This is a genomic window from Acidovorax sp. (genome assembly GCF_046314175.1).
Lineage (GTDB): Bacteria > Pseudomonadota > Gammaproteobacteria > Burkholderiales > Burkholderiaceae_C > Acidovorax.
Genome location: NZ_JBKBXG010000072.1, coordinates 19871 through 27154, shown reverse-complemented (window position 1 = coordinate 27154; position 7284 = coordinate 19871). Strand labels below are relative to the sequence as shown.

At 65.7% G+C, this 7284-nt stretch carries 5 protein-coding genes; 2 read left to right on the top strand and 3 right to left on the bottom strand.

Annotated elements, in window-relative coordinates; translation table 11 throughout:
• The 3 genes from ACK4OE_RS18730 to ACK4OE_RS18720 form a co-directional block, all read right to left on the bottom strand.
• Nucleotides 1–665, bottom strand: a 665-nt coding sequence (locus ACK4OE_RS18730) for an aconitase family protein (RefSeq protein ID WP_409886922.1), incomplete at its 3' end; no start/stop codon positions are given.
• 34 nt (nucleotides 666–699) lie between these two features.
• Nucleotides 700–1872 (bottom strand): 2-methylcitrate synthase, encoded by a 1173-nt coding sequence (prpC, locus tag ACK4OE_RS18725; RefSeq protein ID WP_409886918.1) that lies wholly within the window; start codon nucleotides 1870–1872, stop codon nucleotides 700–702.
• Complete coding sequence (locus ACK4OE_RS18720; protein WP_409886916.1) at nucleotides 1869–2264, bottom strand: acyl-CoA thioesterase; 396 nt, start codon at nucleotides 2262–2264, stop codon at nucleotides 1869–1871. Before ACK4OE_RS18720 ends, prpC begins: the two co-directional genes overlap by 4 nt.
• 124 nt (nucleotides 2265–2388) lie before the next feature.
• On the opposite strand from ACK4OE_RS18720, the gene ACK4OE_RS18715 reads away from it, so the two are divergent.
• Together ACK4OE_RS18715 and ACK4OE_RS18710 are read left to right on the top strand one after the other, a co-directional pair.
• Nucleotides 2389–3840 (top strand): short-chain fatty acyl-CoA regulator family protein, encoded by a 1452-nt coding sequence (locus ACK4OE_RS18715; protein ID WP_409886914.1) that lies wholly within the window; start codon nucleotides 2389–2391, stop codon nucleotides 3838–3840.
• 259 nt (nucleotides 3841–4099) lie between these two features.
• Entirely contained in the window at nucleotides 4100–7243 is a 3144-nt protein-coding gene (locus ACK4OE_RS18710; protein WP_409886913.1) for an EAL domain-containing protein, read from the top strand.
• Nucleotides 7244–7284 lie beyond the last annotated feature (41 nt).

The following is a 7284-nucleotide window of genomic DNA, read 5'->3' as shown; positions in this document are numbered from 1 at the left end:
TCGGCCTCCAGGCCGCCCACGCCGATGGCGATCACGCCCAGGGCGTCCACATGCGGTGTGTGGCTGTCGGTGCCCACGCAGGTGTCGGGGTAGGCCACGCCCCGGTCGGCATGGACCACGGGCGACATTTTTTCCAGATTGATCTGGTGCATGATCCCGTTCCCCGCCGGGATCACATCCACATTGGCAAAGGCTTTTTTGGTCCACTCGATGAAGTGAAAGCGGTCTTCATTGCGGCGGTCTTCGATGGCGCGGTTCTTGGCAAACGCATCGGGGTCGAACCCGCCACACTCCACGGCTAGCGAGTGGTCCACGATGAGCTGCACTGGCACCACGGGGTTCACTTGGGCCGGGTCGCCGCCCTCCTTGGCAATCGCATCGCGCAGGCCCGCCAGATCCACCAGCGCCGTCTGGCCCAGGATGTCGTGGCACACCACGCGCGCCGGGTACCAGGGGAAGTCGCGGTCGCGTTTGCGCTCGATAAGCTGGTACAGGCAGTCGTTGATGGTGGCCGGATCGGCGCGGCGCACGATGTTTTCGGCGTAGACCCGGGCGGTGTAGGGCAGGGTAGCCCAGGCGGCGGGTTGCAGGGCTTCGACAGCGGCGCTGGCGTCGAAGTAGTCCAGCTGCGTGCCGGGCAGTTGCTTGCGGTACAGGGTGTTCATGGCCATGGGGCTGGGTACTGGGTCGTCTTGATTTTTATTTGCGGTCCTGGATCGGCACAAACGCCAGGTCTTCGGGCCCGGTGTAGTTCGCGCTGGGCCGGATGATCTTGTTGTCCTGCCGCTGCTCGATGATGTGTGCCGCCCAGCCGCTGGTGCGTGCAATGACGAACAGCGGCGTGAACATGGCGGTGGGCACACCCATCATGTGGTAGCTCACGGCGCTGAACCAGTCGAGGTTGGGGAACATCTTTTTGACCTCCCACATCACGGTCTCCAGCCGCTCGGCAATGTCATACATCTTGGTGCTGCCAGCCTCTTGCGACAAGTTGTGCGCAACGCCTTTGATGACCACATTGCGCGGGTCGCTCACGGTGTAGACCGGGTGACCAAAACCAATGACCACCTCCCTGGCCTCCACGCGGCGGCGGATGTCGGCCTCAGCCTCATCCGGGCTGTCGTAGCGTTTCTGGATCTCGAAAGCCACCTCGTTCGCGCCCCCATGCTTGGGGCCCCGCAGCGCGCCAATGGCGCCGGTGATGGCCGAATACATGTCGCTGCCCGTGCCGGCCACCACGCGGGCGGTGAAGGTGCTGGCGTTGAACTCGTGCTCGGCATACAGGTTGAGGGAGGTGTGCATGGCGCGCTCCCAGGCCGCGCTGGGTTTGGCACCATGCAGTAGGTGCAAGAAGTGCGCGCCGATGGAGTTGTCATCCGTCTCCACCTCGATGCGACGGCCCGAGCTGGCCCAGTGGTGCCAGTACAGCAGCATGGAGCCCAGCGATGCCATGAGCCGGTCGGCAATGTCGCGCGCTCCGGGCAGGTTGTGGTCATCCTTTTCAGGCAGCGCGCAGCCCAGGGCCGAGACGCCCGTGCGCATCACGTCCATGGGGTGGCTGGCGGCGGGCAACTGTTCCAGTGCCTGCTTCACACTCATCGGCAGGCCGCGCAGGGCCTTGAGCTTGGCCTTGTAGGCCCGGAGTTCGGCGCGCGTGGGCAGCTTGCCGTGCACCAGCAGGTGGGCAATCTCCTCAAACTCGCAGACCTCGGCAATGTCGAGGATGTCGTAGCCCCGGTAGTGCAGGTCGTTGCCGGTGCGGCCCACGGTGCACAGGGCGGTGTTGCCCGCCGTCACGCCCGAGAGCGCGACGGACTTCTTGGGCTTGAAGCCCGGGGTGTCTGCGGTGGTGGTTGTGGTGCTGGTGGTCATGCGGTCTCCTGGTTCAGATAAGCGTCAGTGATGGGGGCAGGGCGGCCGTTGCCATCCACCGCCACCATTTCAAAAATCCCTTTGAGCACCTCTTCAGGTGGCGAGCCCAGCGTGGCGGACAGGCCCGTCACACACACGGTGAGCGAGCTGCGGCCCATGCGGCTGACCCAGGCGCGCAGCGTGAGCACATGGCCCACGGGCACCGGGGCCAGAAAGCACACATCGGTCACGCCCGCCATCACCACGTCGCGCGCTGCGGCACCGCGTGCGGCCAGAAACGCCGCCTTGGCCATGAGCTGCAGGGCGTTGCCGCCAAACAGCGTTCCGTAGTGGTTGGCTTCGGCGGGGAAGACGATTTCCGTCAGTTCGACGGTGCCGCTGGGGGTTGTCATGCTTCGCAATTTACGCACAATGGCATCCCTCCGTAAGGGCTGAATTGGCGAATGATTGCGAAGTTGCCGGCAGCAATTTGCAAATTTTGCGAATGAATGGCGCCACCACACAGTGAAAGAAACGATGAAAAAAACCTTCATGGGCGTGCGTCTGCGCCGCCTGCGCGAAGAGCGCGGCATGACCCAGGTGGCGCTGGCCCGGGCGCTGGACCTGTCGGCCAGCTACCTCAATCAGCTGGAGCAGAACCAGCGCCCGCTCACGGTGCCCGTTCTGCTCAAGATCAATGCCGTGTTCGGCGTGGATGTGCAGCGGTTTTCGGACGACGACGAGGCGCGCCTCATCACCGGCCTGCGCGAGGTGCTGGCTGACCTGCCTGCCGGTGTGGGCGGGGAGGGCGCGGGCGACGCTGTCTCGCTGGCCGAGATCCGCGAGCTGGCTGCGGGCATGCCCGCTGTGGCGCGCACGCTGCTGGCGCTGCACCAGCGGCATCGACAGGCGCTGGAGCGCTTGGCCGCCCTGGGCAATGACCGGGGCGGGGAGGGCGGCATGGTCCACCACCCACCCATGGCCTATGAAGAAGTGCGCGACTTCTTTTTTGCACGCCAAAACCACATCGCCGAGCTGGACGACGCCGCCGAGCGATGTGCCGCTGAATGGGGCTTGCTGCCCGGCCGTGCTGACGAAGCACTGGCCCAACGCCTGCTCGCGGCCCACAGGGTGCGCGTGGTGGATGTGGCCGACCTGCCTGGCCAGGCACAGCGCGTGTTCCACGCCGACACCGGTGTTCTGCAGCTGGCGGCAGGGCTGGAGCGCGGGCAGCGCGCGTTTCAGATGGCCACGCAGCTGGCGTTTCTGGAGCAGGGCGCCGAGCTGCAGCGCATTGCCGACGCTGCCGGATTGTCGAGCGACCAGGCCCGGGCGCTGGCGCGCATCGGTCTGGCCAACTACTTTGCGGGGGCGCTGGTGCTGCCCTACACGGCCTTTTTGCGGGCAGCCGAAGCGGCGCACTACGACATCGACCGGCTGGGCCAGCAGTTTGGCGTGGGCTTCGAGACCGTGTGCCACCGCCTGTCCACCCTGCAGCGCCCCAGTGCGCGCGGTGTGCCGTTCTTCTTCATCCGGGTGGACCGCGCGGGCAACATCAGCAAGCGGCAGTCGGCCACGCACTTTCATTTCAGCAAGATCGGCGGCACCTGCCCGCTGTGGAATGTGTACGAGGCCTTTGCCCAGCCCGGGCGCATCGTGCCGCAGGTGGCGCGCATGCCGGACGGGCGGGCCTACCTGTGGGTGGCGCGCACTGTGGCGCGCAGCGGGGGCGGGTGGGGCGTGCCGGGCAAGGAGTTCTCGGTGGCGCTGGGTTGCGACATCCGCCATGCCCAGCAGCTGGTGTACTCGCGCGGGCTGGACCTGGCTAACCCGGAGGCCGCCGTGCCCATCGGCATGGGCTGCAAGGTGTGCGAACGCGATGCCTGCCCGCAGCGCGCGTTTCCGCCCATTGGGCGAGCGCTGGATGTGAATGAGAACCGCAGCCGCTTTGCGCCGTACCCGGTGGCAGAAGTTCTTCCTCGCGGGTAGAGAGAGCGACCAGCCGGTCACAGAATATGCTCATCATTTCATAGCTGGTGGCGCTTGATGGTGTTGCGCTAGAGGCACTTTTTACTAAAAAGTGGGGCCGTAACCATATGTTGGTGTCCCGGGGCCTATATTCCCGCTATCCTGCGCATTTCCCGTGCTGTCGGAACGTCCGGCTGGCAATGCAAAGGCCTTCAGTCTGTCCCCCCTGACTTATCCTCCCCTCGCGAAGCTGCTGCAAACAGGCCGTTACAGACACTGGGTGTCTGGCCTGGGTGTGGCTGTGATCGGGCTCCTGCTCAGCTGGGGTGTTGCTCAGCAGCAAGCCGACTCGGTGGCGCAGATCCAGCAGGCGCGGTTTATTCAAGAGGCGCGCGCGTTTGCTGACACGCTGTCCCAGCGCATTGCGGGCCACACCGAAGTCGTCAATGGTTTGCGGGGTTTATTCACCGCCAACCCGCAACTGTCGCGCCTGGACTTTGAGCGCGCCGCCAGCGAGATCGAGGTGGGCCAGCGCTACCCGGGGGTGCGTAACCTGTCGTTCACCCGCTGGGTGCCCGCCGCCGACAAGGCCGCGTTTGAGGCCCGTGTGCGGGCCGACACATCGCTGTCGCCGGAGGGCCTGCCGGACTTTGCCATCCACCCGCCGGGCGACAGGCCCGAGTACTTTGTGGCCGAGTACCTGTGGCCCATGAACGGCAACGAGGATGTGTTGGGCCTGGATATCAGCGTGCAGCCCACCAACCTGGCCGCCATGCACTACAGCCGCGACAGCGGCCAGACCGTGGTGTCCGCCCCTTTTGACCTGATGCAGGAAGCGTCACACCGCGCAGGCATCGTGATCCGCGTGCCTGTGTTCGACCCCACGGCGGGTACGGCCGAGCAGCGATTTGTGGGCGCGGTGGCGTCCACCATCCGTGTGTACGACCTGGTACAGGGGCTGGCCAGCCAGGGTTTCCTCAACGGAATCACCGTGGCCATGTCCGACTACGGACCCGTGCGGCTGGGCACCGGCGACACGACTGTGCGCCCGCTGCTGCAGCAGACCTCCACCCCGCTGGCGGGGGCCGAACCGTACGTGCGCGACCTGGTGGTGCATGACCGGCGTTGGCGGCTGACCTTCTATCCCACGCGCTCATTCCTGTCGCCTTCCGAGTCCCGTCTGCCCCTGCTGGCCGGGCTGGTGGGCGTGCTGATGTCGCTGCTGCTGGCCACCACCGTGGGCTTGCTGGTGCGCCAGCGGACGCTGGCACTGGCCCGCGCCCAGGTGTCTGATGACGCTCGGCGCGAGAGCGAGGAGCGGTTTCGTGCCCTGTTCGATCAGGCCACGATGGGCGTCGCCCAACTGGCGGCACACAGTGGCCGGTTTGTGCGCGTGAACCAGCGCTTTGCTGACATCGTGGGCTACACCCCCAAAGAGATGCTGGCGCTCAACTTTCAGGCCATCACGCATCCGGAAGATGTGGCAGGCGATCTGGTGCAGCTGGAGCGCCTCAAGCGCAGAGAGACCCCCGAGTTCCGGCTGGAAAAGCGCTACATCCACAAACTGGGGCATGTGGTGTGGGTGGACCTCACCGTGTCGCAGATGTGGTCGCCCAGTGATAAGGGCGACTACCACATTGCAGTAGTGCAGGACATCACGTCGCGCAAGCGCATGGAAGAGAACCTGCGCGCCAACGAGCAGCGCCTGCGTAGCATTCTGGAGCGCCTGCCGGTGGGGCTGTGCCTGGTGCAAAACGACGGCCGTATCGGTTTCATGAACCAGCGGTACATCGACATCTGCGGCTATACCCAGGAGGACGTGCCTGACAGCGATACCTGGTGGACCCGCGCCTACCCCGACCCCGTGGAGCGCAACACCACCCGCCAGATGTGGCGTGCCTCCGACGAGCTCGCTGCCGACGGCAGTGGCATCATTCCTTCTGCTGAATACACCATCCTGTGCAACGACGGCCAGCGCAGGCCTGTCGAGGTGTCAGGCGTTTTTGTCGACGGCGGCCGCCTGATCACCATGCAGGACCTGAGCCAGCGCAAGGCGGCCGAAGAAGAAATCAATTCGCTGGCGTACTACGACCCGCTCACCCGGTTGCCCAACCGGCGCCTGCTGATGGACCGCCTGCAACACGCCCTGGCCACCAGCGCACGCCACCACCGCAGCGGCGCCTTGCTGATGCTGGACCTGGACAACTTCAAGACCCTGAACGAAACCCGCGGCCACGACCGGGGAGACATGCTGCTGCAGCACGTGGCACATCGCCTGCGCAGCTGCGTGCACGAGGACGACACGGTGGCCCGCCAGGGCGGCGACGAGTTTGTGGTGGTGCTGGAAGATCTGGGCGACAGCCCAGAAGACGCAGCCGCCCGCAGCGAAGAGGTGGGCCAGCGCATTCTGGCCGTGCTGCGCGAACCCTATGAGCTGGATGGGGGCGAGCACCACAGCTCCATCAGCATGGGCATCACCATCTTCAGCGACATGCGCGAGACGGTGGACGAACTGCTCAAACGCGCCGACCTGGCCCTGTACCAGGCCAAGGACGCTGGGCGCGACACCCTGCGTTTTTACGACCCCCAGATGCAGGCCGCCGTGACGGCCCGCGCGGCGCTGGAGCTGGACATGCGCGTGGGCCTGGCCCAGGGGCAGTTTGAGCTTTATTACCAGCCGCAGATCGACCACGGCCGCATCACCGGGGCCGAGGCGCTGCTGCGATGGCGCCATCCGCTCAATGGTTTTATCTCGCCCGTGCACTTCATCCCGCTGGCCGAAGACACCGGGCTCATCCTGCCGCTGGGCGAATGGGTGCTGCAGGCCGCGTGCAAGCGCCTGGCGTTCTGGGCGCGCCAGCCCGACCTGGCCGCGCTGAGCCTGGCCGTCAACGTGAGCCCGCGCCAGTTTCACCAGACCGGTTTTGTGCCCCAAGTGCTGGCGTCGCTGGCGGGCTCGGGGGCTGATGGGCGCCAGCTCAAGCTCGAGATGACCGAAAGCCTGCTGCTGCAGGACGTCGAAGACACCATCGACAAGATGGGCCAGCTCAAGGCCTATGGTGTGGGTTTTTCGCTGGACGACTTTGGCACCGGGTACTCGTCACTGTCGTACCTCAAGCGCCTGCCGCTCGACCAGCTCAAGATCGACCAGAGCTTTGTGCGCGACGTTCTCACCGACCCCAACGACGCCGCCATTGCGCGCACGGTGGTGGCCCTGGGCACCAGCCTGGGTCTGCGGGTGATTGCCGAGGGCGTGGAGACGGAGGCCCAGCGCGAGTTTTTGGCCCGCCACAACTGCCACGCCTGGCAAGGCTATTTGCTGAGCCCGCCGGTGCCTGTGGCGGACTTCGAGGCGCTGGTGAGGAAAACCAATGGTGCGCTGGATGGCCCTCTGACCGATTCGGGTACCGGTCCGGGCGCATGATCCGCGCTTGCTGCGACTGACCGGCCAAGAGCACTGCGCTC